The sequence below is a fragment of the Emticicia fontis genome (assembly GCF_054779675.1).
The window spans coordinates 250,496-266,022 of record NZ_BAAGXU010000037.1 but is presented as its reverse complement, the minus strand read 5'-3'; the positions used below and the strand labels follow the sequence as shown (position 1 = coordinate 266,022).

Genomic DNA, 15,527 nt, shown 5'->3' with positions numbered 1-15,527 from the left:
ATATACATATATATTTGCGAATTAGTTCATTTTCATTCACTAAATCACTCAATCCTTCTCACCCCTTTATTGCCCGATTCAAGAATTCAACGAATGGGTGCATGGCTTCGAAGCCTGATAAGATAGTAGAGGCAAAGTCTTTTTTGAGTGCCTCTGATACATCGAAGGTATTGGAAACAGTGAAACTCTTGAGTTTTAAGAGTTCTATGGCAGGATTAGTTTCATCATATCCTTTCGGCGGCCGAATGGTAGCGGCTTCTCTGTCAAGCCCGTTAGGGAAGTATTTTCTAAAATTGTCAGCGTCGATGATGGTCTTAATTTCTTCGTAGTTATAGTCAATTTCGTCACGAATTTTCTTCAGGTCGTTAGTCTCTGGCATCCATACACCACCGGCACAAAAACACTCACTGGCATCGATATGGAAATAATACCCTGCACCATGTGCTTTTTTACCGCCTCCGTTAAACCAGGCACCAAAATTAGTTTTATAAGGCGATTTATCTTTTGAAAAGCGCACATCGCGGTTGATACGGAAGATACAATCTTTTACCTGCAAATTGCTTTCTTCGATGCCTTTATCAAATGTGCTAATGCCTTTGATGAGGTCTCCTACCACTTCACCAAAATTTGCTTTGGCGGTTTCATAAGTTTTGCGGTTGGCATCAAACCAGGGTTTGTTATTATTGGCCTTTAAATCTCCTAGAAATTGTAATGTTTGTGGATGAATCATAGCTTGTAGTATTAAGTTCATTTACAGAATCATTTCATCAATAGTAAAAGTTCCCGACTACTTTACTTCATTTATTAAGGCTATTTTATGCTCAAAGTCGCTTATATTCTGCAAAGTGGTAATGGCAATTTGAGTCAATGCTTCCTCAGTCAGGAATCCCTGATGCGAAGTAATCAGCACATTCGGAAAAGTCATCAACCGAGCCAGGGTATCATCCTGTAAAATCTGTTCTGATAAATCGTTGAAGAAGATATTTTCTTCCTGTTCATAAACATCAATGCCCAGATAACCCACTATTTTGTTTTTGAGTGCTTCTACCACTGCCTGGGTATCAATCAATGCACCTCTGCTTGTATTTATCAACATTACTCCTTTTTTCACTTGTGCCAAAGCCTCTGCATTTATCAGATGCCGGGTACTTTCTGTTAATGGGCAATGCAAGGAAACTATATCAGACTGTACCAATAATTCTTCAAAACTTACATAATTTACACCCGCCGAAGCCAGATGTTCATCCGGAAATTTATCATAGGCTATCACCTTACAGCCTAATCCTAACATAATTCTCGAGAAAACTCCACCTATTTTACCTGTGCCTACTACGCCTACGGTTTTATGATATAAATCGAAGCCTGTAAGTTTTTCCAAGGAGAAATTGCCTTCGCGCACACGGTTATAGGCTTTATGAGTTTTTCGATTCAGGGTCATAGCCAAAGCCAATGCATGTTCTGCTACGGCATAAGGAGAATAAGCAGGTACGCGCACTACATTGATATTGGCATTTCTGGCAGCTATTAAATCTACATTATTAAATCCGGCACATCGGAGAGCTATTAACTGAACCCCTGACTTTTGCAAGGAGTCTATCACCGAAGCATTCAGTTTGTCATTCACAAAGACACAAACTGCGTCGGCTCCTTCTGCCAGACGAACGGATTGTTCGTTTAAGGCAACTTCATAGAAACTAATCTGATGTGCCTGATTATACTTTTCAAAAAATTCTTTGTCATAAGGTTTTGTACTAAAAAATGCGATCTTCATGATGATTTCGGTTGTGTTTTACCTAATTGATAAGCTAATGTAAGATGATGAGAAAAACCTAAAATTGAGTGACTACTGGCAGCGTAATCAAAAATGAACTGCTTTGCCTGAAAACCAATCCCAAAATGCACGTTGCTCAACTTAGAAGTTATGCCTGTACGAAGATAAAAATTTTTGACTATCTGATATTCCAATCCTACTTTAAATAAAGTTGGTAGGAGTATATCTTTTTCTGCTTCTCCTATCAAAAGCAATTGTTTGGTCGGTTGATATGATAAACCTAGACGAAGTAAAGTAGGCACACGTTGTGAGAGATAAAGTCTGGCCGCCGTAAGGTTATATGCATTAAAACCTATAAACATCGTAGAACTCAGTTTGGCCATTACGCCGAATTCAGTCAACAGGGTATTTTTGACAGAGAAATTCTCAACAGCCGCTTGCAGGTAAGATACTTTTACACCCAAAGAAACTCTGTTGGTGCTTTTGGCTAATGCCAGACCCAGTTTTTCTTCATGATAGAGTTTATCACCAAAACGCTCTACTGCTAGCCCTACATTAACCCATTTCGTATTGTAGTTGCCTCCTAGAGAAAAAGTATTGAGCCCGGCAACAGTGTAGCGGTTATGATAGGACGTACTGATAAAATTATCAGTCAGAAAGCCTAATCCGGCTGGATTATTAAAGATAGATTGTTTGTCGGCGATAGCTACGGTGGCATTACCTATGCCCCAGCTTCTGGCTCCTATCGGAAATGGCTCACCCGAAGCCTGACATTGAGGAATAAAAAAAAAGGAAATGAAGCAAACGAGAATCAGGCTTTTGCACTGAAACGATAAAACCCCATATTTTACTTCTTTCTTAGCCAAGGCAGCATACGATTTTGAAGCAAAATACGGGGTTCAGAAGAAAAAGGCAAATCGTAATTGATTAATTAAATCTGCGCTTTACAATTTCTATAAATTCTTCGGCCTCTGCCCCTGTAATATCCCATAGGTAGCGTGGCACATATTTTTTCAAGATCAACTCTTTGGCTTCGCTGAAATCCTTACACAATTCAATTTCATCCAATGCATTCGAAAAAGCCTGTATATTTCCACCAAATAGATTATTGGTAAAAAGGAATCTTTGATTCAAAGATATAGCACTATTGATACCTTCAATACGATTATTCTGATGGTGGTCAAGAATCGTTCTGTTGGCTTTAGTCTGGTCGTTTAAGCTTTTTTGTTCACTTGCCAGTCGTTCATTCAATCTCATTTCTTCCTGCTCTTTTGACGGCGACTTATCATAAGGGAATTCATTTACTTTCGATGTTACTGTATTCAATTTCTGCTCGAATACAGGTACAGGCCTTTCAACTACTACCTCTTTGGGAGGTTCCGGCTTTGGAGGCTCTACATATTTCGGTAGCTCCACGTAGGTATTGTATTCCGGCGCTTTAGGTTCAGGAATCACTACTGGAGGAGGGATTACTACCGGAGGAGGTGTATATGGTTTTTCTTCTGCCACAGGCTTACTCAATTCTAAATCAAAGAAAGAAGAAGAAGCCGGATTGCTGATTATCTCTGAAACAGAAACAGCTTTACTGGGTACCAATTCGTCAGGAATGGCTACTTTCTGCCCAAAAAGCGCCAAATATTTCTCAGGATTTTCCGCAGTAATCGGCATCTCATCAATCCATGCCATGGCTTGATTGGCAAATACAAATTCCTTTCCGTTCAGTTTTTCAACAAGTCCGGGAATCACTTGCTTATTAATTTGAATATATTTAGAAAGGGGAGCGACGTTTTCCTGCGTAAATCTGAAATTAGGCAGGTCGCGCATCAATTCTTTATAAAAAGTCTGTGGTTCAAGAATTAATACAAGGGTTTCTCCTACCGAATCGACCAATAAAGACTCAAATTGCTCACGTTTCACAGAAATAAATTGTGAAACTATATTCATAAAATTCTTTAATGCTTGTTGTACCTCCGGTGCAGTAAAATCAAAATATGGGCTACGTAGGCGCTGCGTATCTCCCTGCCATTTCTCAAACAAAGCCCTTATAGTCAATAGGTTAACCTGTTGCACATTACATAAAGAAAGTATTTGCTTACCCGAAATCGTATTATTCTGGGCAAAAAACTCATCACACACACGGGCTGCATAAGCCTTACTGTACCGTTCGACGGCGGACAAATTCAATTTGTTCGACATTCTGAAATTTATTTGTTTTGTAAGTTAAATAGCTTTAAATTATGACTGGAAGCTAAGGTTAGCACGTCATGTGGAAGCATCATTTCTGCTAAACAACAGTAAATTTACTACAACTTTTTTGCCAGTTTTACATAGAACGAAAAAATTACAAAAATAATGTTTATTGAACCAAAAAGAGGTAGAGGACAAGGACATAAGACAGGCTGGGTTGAAGTAATTTGTGGCTCAATGTTTTCGGGTAAGACAGAAGAGTTGATTCGCAGACTGAACCGTGCGAAGATTGCACAACAAAAAGTGGAGATTTTTAAGCCTTCTATTGATGTTCGTTACCATGAAGCCGATATAGTTTCCCATAACCAGAAAGCTATCCGTTCTACACCAGTAAACGCATCAGAAGAAATTCTGCTGATGTGCAGCGACTGTGATGTGGTTGGCGTTGATGAGGCACAATTCTTTGATATGGGCATTGTTGAAGTGGTCAATAAACTAGCCGAACAAGGTAAAAGAGTAATCGTAGCAGGTCTGGATATGGATTCGCGTGGAATACCTTTCGGCCCGATGCCTAATCTGATGTCTATTGCTGAGTATGTAACTAAAGTGCATGCAATATGCGTAGTATGTGGCGATATTGCCCACTATTCATATCGAAAAACAGCCGATGGGCCACAAGTATTACTCGGAGAGTCTGAAAAGTATGAAGCCCGTTGCCGTCGTTGTTATCATTTAAATCTGTGAATAGTATTTAAAGAAAGATTTTTGTAGTTTTGCGCTCTGAAATTAAAGAATAAAGTATAAGTTCCCGTAGCTCAATGGATAGAATGCGAATGGTCGCCCCGTCAGATTCCGGTTCTGATGATGGGGGTTTGGACTTGATAAGCATATTTTAGTAAAATTAAAAATTATAAGTTCCCGTAGTTCAATGGATAGAATGTCAGATTCCGGTTCTGATGATGGGGGTTCGAATCCCTTCGGGAACACAAAATATAGTCTGTTCTGCTAATTTACTACTCTCTTCTTTTTTGTCTGAAAAATAATATCAGATAAGCGCCCACTGTAATTAATAAATAAATAACCAACTGTAGGTTATCGATAGGATTTGTTACTTTTCCTTCAATAATAAAAATTCCACTTCCATTCTGGCTCTCATGTCTTGGAAATAGCACCTGCGCAAAATTCCATCCCCAATGCAAACCTATCGGTAAAGCCAGATTACGGGTATTTATATATGCCTGGCCATAAAGTAATGAACCAACACCTGTTGAGAGTATCATCAATACTATTTCATTCAGGCTCATACCTATATGAAAATGCATAAATGCAAACGGAAGAATAATTGCCAACTGCGCTACCCAATCTCCATAATGATTCATCAATATCTGGAAAGGATAACCCCGATAGGTAACTTCCTGGATAATTGAGGATATTAAAAAGATGATTGCTAAGGTCAGTAGATTAATTACACTGAAATCATGATTGAATCGCCAGTGTTGACCAACTAACAAAATAACAGGAACAGCCACCATTAATAGCATAATTATGCCAATTAAAGTACCCACAAACAATTGCCAATAATGCAGCTTACTTTTCAGGAGTAGATCTAAATTTCCCCAGGTTTGACCAGATAACCTTAATAATAGCCAGGTTGCTAATAACGAAGCGACAAGATAAGTAAAGAAACCATCCAGTTCAGGAACAGCCCAGGCAATGGCGGTAACAGACCAGATAATAATAAAATAGATGGTAACTTTAACCCAGGGTGTTAGGAAGATATTCTTGAGAGAGTTCATGCTTTTTTCATATAAATAGAAAAGATTATTTAGCACCACCCAATTCTTTTCTACCAGCATTTGTATATCTCCAATCAATCACTACTTTTTTGTAACAAATATTCTGGCAATACGCATTTTATATTCTGAGCTTATTAAATAGGTTTTCACGATAGCTTAGTCCGATAGGAATCTCTTCTTGCCCCATATCAATCATGTTACCCTGAATTGCTTTTAATTTGCTGATATTTATAATAAAAGAGCGATGTACACGTACAAACTGTTGCTTAGGTAACCTATTCTCAAATATTCTCAAGTGCATACTTGCCAATAGTTTTTTATCTGTGAGATAAACCATACAATAGTCTCTTTCTGCCCTAATATATTGAATATCAACGTAATTTACCTTTACTAACCTGTTGTCTTGTTTAATAAACAGATAATCCGGTTCTTCTATCAACTGATTAGCAACACTCATTCGCTCCAATACTTTTTGAGTAGCCTGATAAAAGCGTTCAAATGTGATTGGTTTTAATAAATAGTCGACACAGTTTAATTCAAATCCTTCCACAGCATATTCTGAATAAGCAGTAGTCAGAACGATTAATGGCGGTTTTCTTAAAGAGCGAAGAAATTCAACTCCAGTGATAACTGGCATCTTAATATCCAGAAAAATCAAATCTATCTGAGATTTATATAAACTTTCATAGGCTTCATTTGCATTCTGGCAACTATTCAGCAAGATTAGTTCAGGTACTCGTTCGGTGTAGGTCCGTAAGAGTTCACGGGCTATAGGCTCATCATCTACAATCAAACAATTTATTTTCATGTCAATTGAATCATTAATTTTACTGAATAAATATTCTCCGCAATTTTTAATTGGTAATCATGTAAATCCAGGTACGAGATAAGAAGTCTTTTTTGCAAATTAATCAACCCGATCCCTCCTGCCTGTGCATTCACATAATCTGGGTCAAAATTATTTTCAACAATAAATACCAACTCCCCGTTAAGCACTTGTAGTTCTATTTTTATATAAGATTGAGCCTCATCTGTGCAAAATTTAAAGGCATTCTCTACCAATGGCATTAATAGCAAGGGGGTAATAGTATAAGCCTGATTATCTATAGAAAAATTAAATTCCACCGCTATTTTATTTAATCTCACTTTTTCTAAAGCTATATAATCCTGAAGCAGTTTTATTTCTTTTTGCAAAGGCATTGTTTCTTTATCCGAATCATACAAAATATAGCGCAATATCCCTGAAAGCCTTGCAACCAAATCAGCTGATTTCTCTTTATTATCTGTTAAAATCAGCCCATAAATATTGTTCATGGTATTGAACAAAAAATGCGGGTTAAGCTGAGATTTTAAAAAATTCAGTTCCAGTTGTAAATTTTCTTTAGTCTGATTCAGACTTTTGATATGAATACGATAAAACTTTAAAGCAAATTTAATTAGTAGTGGTAATCCAAGGGTTAATAGCAAGCTAATAGGTAAAGCTAAAGTAACGAGCCGTATAAGCAAATTATTAAGAATATCAGAGTTCAATAACTGATAATAGCCAATTTGATTTTGCTTCAATAAAAGCAGGCATTCTTCACATGGTTGGATGATGAGTCGTTCGAATATTATGTCACATAAGGCATAAGTAGTCAGAATGAATAAGAAAGCGAGCAAGCTTGCTATGTATCGTTTTTTGGATAGGAGCTTTCTCCATACAAAGTCAACCAGCAAATAATAGCAAGTAGCGGATAATATTATGGTGTAGAAATTTATAAAAAAGAGTGTACCTAACGGAAATCCATTATGCACATTAAAGGTAATTTGAGAGAGGTAAAATCTAACACTAAAAAAGACTGACCAAAAAAATAAATGCAGACCAAACCTTAAAGATCTGGTTGGGTAAAGCAGATGTTGAAAAACAGAACTTATCATTGTATAAAGTTCTTATTTTATCGTTCAGTTTACAAAATATTCTACGAAGATAGTCATGCAAGCAATTAACGCCGCTTTTCAGGCAACCAATACCTATCCCTTCAACAACCCCCGAATAGCCACCAGATGCGAAAACAACACTATCGGTACAATACAAGCAGGCAACCAGTTGAAAGGAAAATATAAAACGGCAATGTTCGGTTGCTCAAAGGCTAATTGCTGAAAAGGAAATGGGGCAGATAAAATGGCAGTGCTGACAATATTTATCAAAAGCACCAGACAAATAAAATTCCAGACGAGCAGAATGCCCGTGCCGATATAATCTTTTACGTAGAGATAGTATACAATTGGCGCAGTAATACCCGATATAATATCAAAATTCTGTCCTTCAAAAGTCATGATTTGGGGTATTGTTTTATGTAAGAATAGCCAGAATAAAACCAGTTCTACCGGAATCCTGACTATGTGAATGATTGTCAGCGTTTTGATATTCAGACCGTCTATAAAATGCCTTCCGCTTTTGGTAGCAAACAAGGTGATGATTAATACCAAGGGTGGCGCAATTGCTAAAAGGAATTTTGGTGGCATAGATTGGGTATTGGTATAGAAGCCCCTAACACCTAAAAGAGTCTGTATAATTAACCAGACAGTGGCTATAATAAAAATACGAGTGGTATATTTTGAAGAAGCCTTAGCTAAAAAAAAGACAGACAAAAGAGTACTAAACCCCATTACAAGCGAGATATAAATAGGAAGATTTTCCATTTGCATACAATATTTAATTTATGGCAAAGAAACAGTAGAAACATGAATTAATTCTTGTCATTTGGCAAGTTTTTCAACCTTTACTCTTGTTTTTTGCATACTCTTTTCTGATTCTGCTCAAGGAAGTGTCAGTTACACCTATATAAGAAGCAATCATTTTTAGAGGCACGTGTTTAAAAATCATGGGGTTAGCTTCCATTAGTTTTGCATATCTGGCCTCTGCGGTTTCTTGCAGGGTGGAAAGCATTCTTTGCTTGAGTTGTGCATAGGAATTTACCAGAATCATTCTGCCAAATTCACGAAAATAAGGCATGGCATGAAAAACGTGTTGCAATTCATCAAAAGTGATATACCAGACTTTGCTATCTGTCAATGTCTGAATATATTCCTGCGCAGGGATTCTCTTAAAAAATGATGATATATCACAAACGATTTGTTTGGGCGAATATAAGCCTGTAGTTACTTCATTACCCTTATGGTCGTAAGTATAAGCCCGCATAAAACCTTCTTCTATAAACCCATAAAGATTACATATCCGGCCTTCTTCCAATATAAAATCATTTTTCTGAAACTCTCTGTATTTAAAATACTCTACTACCGAAGCCAATTGCTCTTGCGACATCGGATAGATTTTCAAAATAAACTCGCTGATTGAGGCTTTTTCGGCAGGTATCATGGGTAATAAGGCTTAATCTTTGCAAGTTAAGCAACAATCCTAAAAATGCTATTGCAATGCTATAAGCAACCCGTTTTAATCTTTCTGCGTCTATCTCAACAAATACCCTTTTTAACACCAACATGAAAAAACTGCGATTCATATGGCCTATGGCCCTGATACTGCTTTGGGTTGCAGCCTGCAAGCCAAAAGAAGAAGTAAGTCCTACTGTCGCTACCAATCCTGACTGGACAGCCGAGTCACATGGCAATGAGGTTGCTCCCAACTATGCCTTAGTCTTTCCGCAAGAGGCTGTCAATTCTTTAGAAATCACCATCCGCAAAACACAATGGGATAGTATCAGAACTGATATGAAATCTAAATTTGGCAACGACTTTGGCACTGGAGGTAACATTAGCGGTGGAGGCATGGGAGGTGGTATAGGCGGTGGTGGAAATGGCGGCGGCGGTGCCGTTTCTTTTGGCACAGATGAGCCTAATTACTTTGCAGTTATGATGAAATTCAACGAGAAGACCTGGACAAATGTAGGTTTTCGGCTGAAAGGTAATTCGAGTTTGGCTTCTATCTGGCGTTCGGGTATTTATAAGCTCCCTTTTCGTTTGAATATGGATGAGTTTGAAGACCAGTTTCCTGCTATTAAAAATCAACGTTTCTACGGTTTTCAGGAATTATCCATGTCGCCCGGCTATGGAGATAATTCTCTGATACGAGAGAAAGTAGCTGCTGATATTTTCCGTGAAGCTGGCGTGCCTGCTGCTAGAACGGCTTTCTATAAAGTATATATTGATTTTGGCGAGGGCAAAAAATATTGTGGCATCTACACAATGGTTGAGGTAATAGACGATACCATGGTAAAAGACCAGTTTACCGACGACCCGCAAGCCAAGGGTAATATTTATAAGCCGGAATCTACCTTCCAGTCTTTTACAGAAAGTCAGTTTGAGAAAAAGAATAATAAGACCGAAGCCGATTATAGTGATGTAAAAGCATTTATCACTGCGCTCAATGCAACGAATCGAACCACAGATGCATCTACCTGGCGGGCGAATCTGGAAAAAACTTTCAATGTTGACCATTATCTGAAATATCTGGCAGTGAACAATACGATTGTAAACTGGGACGTATATGGAGCTATGGCGCATAATTATTACCTGTATAATTCGCCGACAAAAAAGCTTACCTGGATTCCGTGGGATCATAATGAAGCCATGAAAAGCAGTGGGAGAAATATCGTTTCATTAGCTATGACAGAAGTTGCCAGAACATGGCCTTTGCTCAGGTATGTGGCAGATGATGCAGTATATTTTGCTAAATACAAACAATATGTAAGCGAGTTTACCAGCAATGTGTTTACAGTAGCCAAAATGGGTACGCTTTTTGACAAATATTCTAACCTCATAGCTCCTTTTGTGAACGGAACTGAGGTAGAACAGAAACCTTATTCTAATTTGACGAGCACAGCATCTTTTCAAACTGAAGTGGCAGCACTCAAAACGCACGTGAGTACACGTAACCAAGCTGTAGTAACATTTTTAAAATAGTAGAATTTTCCGTAGATTAACAGGCTGTTTTTAAATGACGAAGACCTTATATGATTGACCTACAAACATTTGAAAGTATCTCTTTAGCTGAAATTGAGGCTGTAAAGCTACTCAATAGGATAGATAGCAAGTATATTTTTCATAAAAATGTATTGTCAGAAATTCTGGAGGAAATCAAGCCTTATTATCATATTCTGGAAATCAATCAGAAGCGCTCGCATAGTTATGAATCTCTGTATTTTGACACTGACGACTACGAACTCTATTACCAGCACCACAATGGCAAGCCGAATCGTCTGAAAGTGCGCTACCGTCGTTATTCTGACACTGGACTGGTGTTTTTTGAGGTAAAAAAGAAAATCAGCAATAGTCGCACCATTAAATTCAGAGAAGAACGCATCAGCCTGAATAAAGAATTACAAGACGACGATTATCAGCTTTTTAATCGTTTTCTGCAAGACCCGGCGCGCCTTCACAACCAGCTCTGGATATATTTCGACCGCATTACCTTAGTCAGAAAAGACTTCACCGAACGTCTGACTTTAGATCTGAATCTGGTGTTTCAGAAGAGAGAATTAAGAAAGGCAAATCAGGGATTGATAGTAGCCGAAATCAAGCAGGATAAAGGTTCGGTTTTTAGTCCGATCGTACAGAGTTTCAAAAAAAGGCATATCGCACAATCTAATTTCAGCAAATATTCAGTTGGAATTGCCACTCTGGAAAACGTCAAACGTAATTCTTTTAAGCCAGTTCTGCGAAAGTTGGATAAGATATTGAGTGATTTAGCGAATGAGTGATTTATTGATTAATTAATAAATTGCTGAATGAAAAACTGGTCTATTATAGTCTCAATTACTCTTTCTATAATACAAATCACTGCGTTGTTACTTCCTAATCACTCAATCACTAACTCGCTTAATCACTCAATAAAATAATCACAAAACCACTCATTCACTCAATAGATTTTTATGGAAGAACTCGAAGGCTCATCGCACACCATTAATCAATTTTTAGGAGATAGTTTAGCCATAGAATTTGGCGTAAGGTTTCTCCTGAATATGATTGTTATTCTGATACTCGTGCGAGGTATTTATTACAATCGTTATAAGAATAAAGACTTTGTTTTTACCTTCTTTTTATTCAATGTTGTTAATTTTCTGATATGTTTTCTGCTCAGCACTACCAAGCTGAAAATGGGATTTGCCTTTGGACTTTTTGCTATCTTCTCAATTATCCGATATCGTACGGTAACAGTACCTGTGCGTGAAATGGGTTACTTTTTTGTCTGTGTAGCTATTGGCCTCATTAATGCGCTCACACCGCTTAATATGAGTCATTATGAATTGATTTTAGCTGATATAGTATTGGTAGCTTTAACTTTTGGTTTAGAGCACGGCCTGAATATCAAACATGAGAATTTCAGAGAGATACGCTATGAGAAAGTAGAGCTGGTAGTGCCCGAGCGTAGAGAAGAAATGATAGAAGACTTAAGAAAAAGAATAGGCTTACCGATTCATAGAATAGAGATATTGAATGTGGATTTCCTGAGGGATGTGGCTCGTATTCATGCCTTTTATTATTCAAATGAAAACGAAACCAAAAGTGCAGCTTATGGAGGTGGCGATAGCGATGATTAAGAAAGGGCTCCTGATTATTCTTGTATGTATATGTACAACCGGCGCATTTGCTCAAAAATCAACACAGGATTTTCAGACCTGGTATGATGCTGAATTAAAACTGAATCTGAAAAAAGGTTGGGAACTGAGCGGGCAATATCGGACGCGCTTTGATGAAAATTCTTCGCACTACAAAGGCTCTTATTTCTTTCTGAGTGGAGAAAAGAAACTTAATAAATATTTCAAAGTATTGGGTAATTACCGTCTGGCTTTAGTGAATGGGAATAACTACCATCGCCTTTTGATTGGCGCAAATGCACAATTCAAGGTGAATGATTTTACTTTCTTTACCCGCCCAATGGCGCAGACACAGACAAAGTATTTTGCGGGTGATGATGAAAACAGAAACGGCGTTACCAACTATCTTCGCTTGCGAACAGGTGTAAAGTATAAAATCAGCAAACATTGGGATACTTATGTATATGCCGAGCCTTTTCTGCCTTTTAAGGAAGGGAAACTTTCTGAAATAAACTTCTGGCAAAACAATGCAGGGATTTCTTATGAATACAAGAAAAACAAATCTGTAACTTTGTATTATAGCTGGCAACCCGAAGTCAATAAGAAGCACCCCGATACCATCAATGTATTAGGTTTAAGTTTTGATTTTGAGGTGAAGCCCAATAATAAGAAAAGTAAGAAAGAAAAAAAGTCGAAAGATGGCTGATGCACCAAAATTAGAAGTATGGCTCCGTGGAGCTCTTCCGTATATTCCTGCCTTATTACAACCCATTGCACATGCAATATTGCAGGCGCAGGAAGAAGTGCATGCCATGCTGACTGATTTTCCCGATAGTCTTTTGTGGGAACGCCCCTATAATGTAGCCTCTCCGGCTTTTCATCTGCAACACCTCACGGGTGTTTTAGATAGATTATTCACGTATGCGCGCGGAGAATCATTAAGCACTACGCAATTAAGTGCCTTGACAGCAGAAGGGAAGTTTAATGAAACGATTACGGCAAAAGAACTAGTATCAGCACTCGACTGGCAGATTGAAAAATCGATTGAGGCACTAACCAATACTGACCCAAATACTTTAACACAAGCCCGCGAAGTGGGCAGGGCAAAACTACCTTCAACAGTTATAGGACTATTAACCCACTCCGCAGAGCATACGACCAGGCATGTTGGACAGCTACTTGTTACAGTTAAAATCTTGATGAATAAGATAGATTAATCACGAAATCAAACTAAAGATTCCTCAGGTGTTAGCAACCGGGATTTGATAACAAACCTGACACCCAAAGGAATCTCTAAAGAGAAACTGGCACCTCTTCCTTTAACTACATCCAAAGTCAGGTGTGTATGTTTCCAGTACTCAAACTGATCTCTCGACATATAGAACGGGCATCCGGCTACATAGCCTAGTAGCACATCATTATCATCAATATACATTTCGCCTTTCTGAAAACACATGGGCGCCGAGCCATCACAGCAACCTCCACTCTGATGAAATATCAGGTTACCGTAGTCTTTCTTTAATTTATCGACTAGTTGAGTGGCTTCCGGGCTTATGTCTACTCTTTGTTGATTCATGGTATTTTTGTGCTTTAAGACGAAACCCCACCCCTAACCCTTCTCTCCATTATTGGACAGAGGGGTTGGGTGAGGAGTTTTATCAAAAGAATCCTAATTTATTCTTATCATAAGAAATCAGCATATTTTTAGTCTGGCGATAATGTCCTAGCATCATTTTGTGGGTTTCACGGCCTATACCTGATTTCTTGTAGCCACCAAATGGTGCGTGAGCCGGATACGCATGATAGCAGTTTACCCATACCCTACCCGCTTTAATTTCTCTTGCCACTTTATAGGCTTGATGCGTATCACGCGTCCAGACACCCGCTCCCAGACCGTATAGCGTATCATTGGCAATAGCCAGCGCTTCGGCTTCATCTTTGAACGTAGTTACACAAACAACTGGCCCAAAGATTTCTTCCTGAAAAATGCGCATTTTGTTATTACCTTTAAATATAGTTGGTTGGATATAGTAGCCGCCTTCTAAACCTTCATTATATGCTGTTCCGCCACCTGTTAATACTTCTGCCCCTTCTTCCTTGCCGATTTCGATATAATTAAGGATTTTCTCGTACTGGTCGTTCGATGCCTGTGCGCCCATCATAGTTGTTGGGTCAAGCGGATGACCTAATTTAACAGCTTTTGTCCTTTCAACCACTCGCTCAATAAAGGCATCGAAAATGCTTTCTTCTACCAATATTCTTGATGGACAGGTACATACCTCTCCCTGATTCAAGGCAAACATTACGGCCCCTTCTAAACATTTATCAAAGAATTCATCATCAGCATCCATAATGCTTTTGAAGAAAATATTCGGTGATTTTCCACCTAATTCTAAAGTAACCGGAATGATGTTTTTAGACGCATATTGCATAATCAATTGTCCGGTGGTGGTTTCTCCAGTAAATGCAATTTTATTGATACGAGGGTTCGAAGCCAATGGTTTACCTGCTTCAATACCAAAGCCGTTCACCACATTCAGTACACCCGCAGGAATAATATCTTGTATCAATTCCATCAATATCAGAATCCCCACAGGTGTTTGCTCAGCTGGCTTCAACACTACGCAGTTACCTGCGGCCAATGCCGGAGCCACTTTCCAGGCTGCCATTAATAAGGGAAAATTCCATGGTATTATCTGACCCACCACGCCCAATGGTTCTAAGATATTCATTGAGACTGTATTTGAATCCAACTCACTTACCGAACCTTCCTCAGCTCTGATAACCCCTGCGAAATATCTGAAATGATCAATCGCCAATGGTAAATCAGCAGCCATCGTTTCTCTCACTGGCTTGCCATTATCCCAGGTTTCTACTTTTGCCAATACTTCTATATTTTTTTCCATTACATCGGCAATCTTCAATAAGATATTGCTTCTTTCAGCAGCTGATGTATGATTCCAATGCGGAGCAGCTGCCCAGGCAGCATCTAAAGCTTTCTCAATATCTTCTTCTGTTGACCTTGCCACCGAAGTAAAAACTTTGCCATCAACCGGAGAAACATTGTCGAAATATTGTCCTCTAACAGGTGGTACCCATTGACCACCGATAAAATTCTCATATTGATTTTTAAATTTCGGAGCTGCCAAATGCACTCTCTCTTTTTCAAGCAATTCTGACATAGTTTTGGTCGTTTAATAGTGTAAGAGATAAATCCTGTGCAAAACTATCTTGTCAAAT

At 38.4% G+C, this 15,527-nt stretch carries 17 protein-coding genes and 1 tRNA gene; 7 read left to right on the top strand and 11 right to left on the bottom strand.

What is annotated here, in order from left to right; translation table 11 throughout:
* Nucleotides 1-58: 58 nt before the first annotated feature.
* The 4 genes from ACYVFA_RS16940 to ACYVFA_RS16925 all read right to left on the bottom strand — a co-directional run bounded on the left by ACYVFA_RS16940 (nucleotide 59) and on the right by ACYVFA_RS16925 (nucleotide 3,967).
* Nucleotides 59-751, bottom strand: coding sequence for a DUF2461 domain-containing protein (locus ACYVFA_RS16940; protein WP_460473031.1), 693 nt, complete (start codon nucleotides 749-751; stop codon nucleotides 59-61).
* Between the two features lie 36 nt (nucleotides 752-787).
* Nucleotides 788-1,771, bottom strand: coding sequence for a 2-hydroxyacid dehydrogenase (locus ACYVFA_RS16935; protein ID WP_460473030.1), 984 nt, complete (start codon nucleotides 1,769-1,771; stop codon nucleotides 788-790).
* Nucleotides 1,768-2,637 carry a PorV/PorQ family protein gene (locus ACYVFA_RS16930; RefSeq protein ID WP_460473029.1) on the bottom strand — a complete coding sequence of 290 codons (870 nt, stop codon included), beginning with the start codon at nucleotides 2,635-2,637 and terminating at the stop codon, nucleotides 1,768-1,770. Before ACYVFA_RS16930 ends, ACYVFA_RS16935 begins: the two co-directional genes overlap by 4 nt.
* 61 nt (nucleotides 2,638-2,698) lie before the next feature.
* Nucleotides 2,699-3,967 carry a hypothetical protein gene (locus tag ACYVFA_RS16925; protein WP_460473028.1) on the bottom strand — a complete coding sequence of 423 codons (1,269 nt, stop codon included), beginning with the start codon at nucleotides 3,965-3,967 and terminating at the stop codon, nucleotides 2,699-2,701.
* Nucleotides 3,968-4,123: 156 nt separating this feature from the next.
* Here ACYVFA_RS16925 and ACYVFA_RS16920 point away from each other — a divergent pair, with 156 nt between their 5' ends.
* Nucleotides 4,124-4,702: a thymidine kinase gene (locus tag ACYVFA_RS16920; protein WP_460473027.1), complete on the top strand. Its 579-nt coding sequence runs from the start codon at nucleotides 4,124-4,126 to the stop codon at nucleotides 4,700-4,702.
* Nucleotides 4,703-4,872: 170 nt separating this feature from the next.
* Nucleotides 4,873-4,944: transfer RNA gene (locus tag ACYVFA_RS16915), tRNA-Arg, on the top strand.
* A gap of 27 nt (nucleotides 4,945-4,971) precedes the next feature.
* Here the strand turns inward: ACYVFA_RS16915 and ACYVFA_RS16910 are convergent.
* The 5 genes from ACYVFA_RS16910 to ACYVFA_RS16890 all read right to left on the bottom strand — a co-directional run bounded on the left by ACYVFA_RS16910 (nucleotide 4,972) and on the right by ACYVFA_RS16890 (nucleotide 9,112).
* Nucleotides 4,972-5,754, bottom strand: a complete 783-nt coding sequence (locus ACYVFA_RS16910; RefSeq protein ID WP_460473026.1) for a lysostaphin resistance A-like protein — start codon at nucleotides 5,752-5,754, stop codon at nucleotides 4,972-4,974.
* Nucleotides 5,755-5,872: 118 nt separating this feature from the next.
* Entirely contained in the window at nucleotides 5,873-6,562 is a 690-nt protein-coding gene (locus ACYVFA_RS16905) for a LytR/AlgR family response regulator transcription factor (RefSeq protein WP_460473025.1), read from the bottom strand.
* Complete coding sequence (locus ACYVFA_RS16900; RefSeq protein WP_460473024.1) at nucleotides 6,559-7,671, bottom strand: sensor histidine kinase; 1,113 nt, start codon at nucleotides 7,669-7,671, stop codon at nucleotides 6,559-6,561. Before ACYVFA_RS16900 ends, ACYVFA_RS16905 begins: the two co-directional genes overlap by 4 nt.
* Nucleotides 7,672-7,764: 93 nt before the next feature.
* Complete coding sequence (locus tag ACYVFA_RS16895; protein ID WP_460473023.1) at nucleotides 7,765-8,436, bottom strand: hypothetical protein; 672 nt, start codon at nucleotides 8,434-8,436, stop codon at nucleotides 7,765-7,767.
* A gap of 73 nt (nucleotides 8,437-8,509) precedes the next feature.
* Complete coding sequence (locus ACYVFA_RS16890) at nucleotides 8,510-9,112, bottom strand: Crp/Fnr family transcriptional regulator (RefSeq protein WP_460473022.1); 603 nt, start codon at nucleotides 9,110-9,112, stop codon at nucleotides 8,510-8,512.
* Between the two features lie 122 nt (nucleotides 9,113-9,234).
* Here ACYVFA_RS16890 and ACYVFA_RS16885 point away from each other — a divergent pair, with 122 nt between their 5' ends.
* The 5 genes from ACYVFA_RS16885 to ACYVFA_RS16865 all read left to right on the top strand — a co-directional run bounded on the left by ACYVFA_RS16885 (nucleotide 9,235) and on the right by ACYVFA_RS16865 (nucleotide 13,504).
* On the top strand, nucleotides 9,235-10,653 hold the full coding sequence (locus ACYVFA_RS16885) for a CotH kinase family protein (RefSeq protein WP_460473021.1): 1,419 nt from the start codon (nucleotides 9,235-9,237) through the stop codon (nucleotides 10,651-10,653).
* A gap of 50 nt (nucleotides 10,654-10,703) precedes the next feature.
* Nucleotides 10,704-11,450 carry a polyphosphate polymerase domain-containing protein gene (locus ACYVFA_RS16880; protein WP_460473020.1) on the top strand — a complete coding sequence of 249 codons (747 nt, stop codon included), beginning with the start codon at nucleotides 10,704-10,706 and terminating at the stop codon, nucleotides 11,448-11,450.
* Between the two features lie 171 nt (nucleotides 11,451-11,621).
* Complete coding sequence (locus tag ACYVFA_RS16875; RefSeq protein WP_460473019.1) at nucleotides 11,622-12,290, top strand: DUF4956 domain-containing protein; 669 nt, start codon at nucleotides 11,622-11,624, stop codon at nucleotides 12,288-12,290.
* Nucleotides 12,238-12,993, top strand: coding sequence for a DUF2490 domain-containing protein (locus ACYVFA_RS16870; protein ID WP_460473018.1), 756 nt, complete (start codon nucleotides 12,238-12,240; stop codon nucleotides 12,991-12,993). Before ACYVFA_RS16875 ends, ACYVFA_RS16870 begins: the two co-directional genes overlap by 53 nt.
* Nucleotides 12,986-13,504, top strand: a complete 519-nt coding sequence (locus tag ACYVFA_RS16865) for a DinB family protein (protein ID WP_460473017.1) — start codon at nucleotides 12,986-12,988, stop codon at nucleotides 13,502-13,504. The genes ACYVFA_RS16870 and ACYVFA_RS16865 overlap by 8 nt, the downstream gene beginning before the upstream one ends.
* 8 nt (nucleotides 13,505-13,512) lie before the next feature.
* On the opposite strand, the gene ACYVFA_RS16860 is transcribed toward ACYVFA_RS16865, so the two are convergent.
* Together ACYVFA_RS16860 and exaC are read right to left on the bottom strand one after the other, a co-directional pair.
* Nucleotides 13,513-13,863: a DUF779 domain-containing protein gene (locus tag ACYVFA_RS16860; protein WP_460473016.1), complete on the bottom strand. Its 351-nt coding sequence runs from the start codon at nucleotides 13,861-13,863 to the stop codon at nucleotides 13,513-13,515.
* 82 nt (nucleotides 13,864-13,945) lie between these two features.
* Nucleotides 13,946-15,469: an aldehyde dehydrogenase family protein gene (gene exaC / locus ACYVFA_RS16855; protein ID WP_460473015.1), complete on the bottom strand. Its 1,524-nt coding sequence runs from the start codon at nucleotides 15,467-15,469 to the stop codon at nucleotides 13,946-13,948.
* Nucleotides 15,470-15,527 lie beyond the last annotated feature (58 nt).

Bases quoted from the DNA above. Each gene is read 5' to 3' on its own strand.
- ACYVFA_RS16940 (WP_460473031.1), bottom strand. From the start codon at position 751: ATGAACTTAATACTACAAGCTATGATTCATCCACAAACATTACAATTT.
- ACYVFA_RS16935 (WP_460473030.1), bottom strand. From the start codon at position 1,771: ATGAAGATCGCATTTTTTAGTACAAAACCTTATGACAAAGAATTTTTT.
- ACYVFA_RS16925 (WP_460473028.1), bottom strand. From the start codon at position 3,967: ATGTCGAACAAATTGAATTTGTCCGCCGTCGAACGGTACAGTAAGGCT.
- ACYVFA_RS16920 (WP_460473027.1), top strand. From the start codon at position 4,124: ATGTTTATTGAACCAAAAAGAGGTAGAGGACAAGGACATAAGACAGGC.
- ACYVFA_RS16910 (WP_460473026.1), bottom strand. From the start codon at position 5,754: ATGAACTCTCTCAAGAATATCTTCCTAACACCCTGGGTTAAAGTTACC.
- ACYVFA_RS16905 (WP_460473025.1), bottom strand. From the start codon at position 6,562: ATGAAAATAAATTGTTTGATTGTAGATGATGAGCCTATAGCCCGTGAA.
- ACYVFA_RS16900 (WP_460473024.1), bottom strand. From the start codon at position 7,671: ATGATAAGTTCTGTTTTTCAACATCTGCTTTACCCAACCAGATCTTTA.
- ACYVFA_RS16895 (WP_460473023.1), bottom strand. From the start codon at position 8,436: ATGGAAAATCTTCCTATTTATATCTCGCTTGTAATGGGGTTTAGTACT.
- ACYVFA_RS16890 (WP_460473022.1), bottom strand. From the start codon at position 9,112: ATGATACCTGCCGAAAAAGCCTCAATCAGCGAGTTTATTTTGAAAATC.
- ACYVFA_RS16885 (WP_460473021.1), top strand. From the start codon at position 9,235: ATGAAAAAACTGCGATTCATATGGCCTATGGCCCTGATACTGCTTTGG.
- ACYVFA_RS16880 (WP_460473020.1), top strand. From the start codon at position 10,704: ATGATTGACCTACAAACATTTGAAAGTATCTCTTTAGCTGAAATTGAG.
- ACYVFA_RS16875 (WP_460473019.1), top strand. From the start codon at position 11,622: ATGGAAGAACTCGAAGGCTCATCGCACACCATTAATCAATTTTTAGGA.
- ACYVFA_RS16870 (WP_460473018.1), top strand. From the start codon at position 12,238: ATGAAAACGAAACCAAAAGTGCAGCTTATGGAGGTGGCGATAGCGATG.
- ACYVFA_RS16865 (WP_460473017.1), top strand. From the start codon at position 12,986: ATGGCTGATGCACCAAAATTAGAAGTATGGCTCCGTGGAGCTCTTCCG.
- ACYVFA_RS16860 (WP_460473016.1), bottom strand. From the start codon at position 13,863: ATGAATCAACAAAGAGTAGACATAAGCCCGGAAGCCACTCAACTAGTC.
- exaC (WP_460473015.1), bottom strand. From the start codon at position 15,469: ATGTCAGAATTGCTTGAAAAAGAGAGAGTGCATTTGGCAGCTCCGAAA.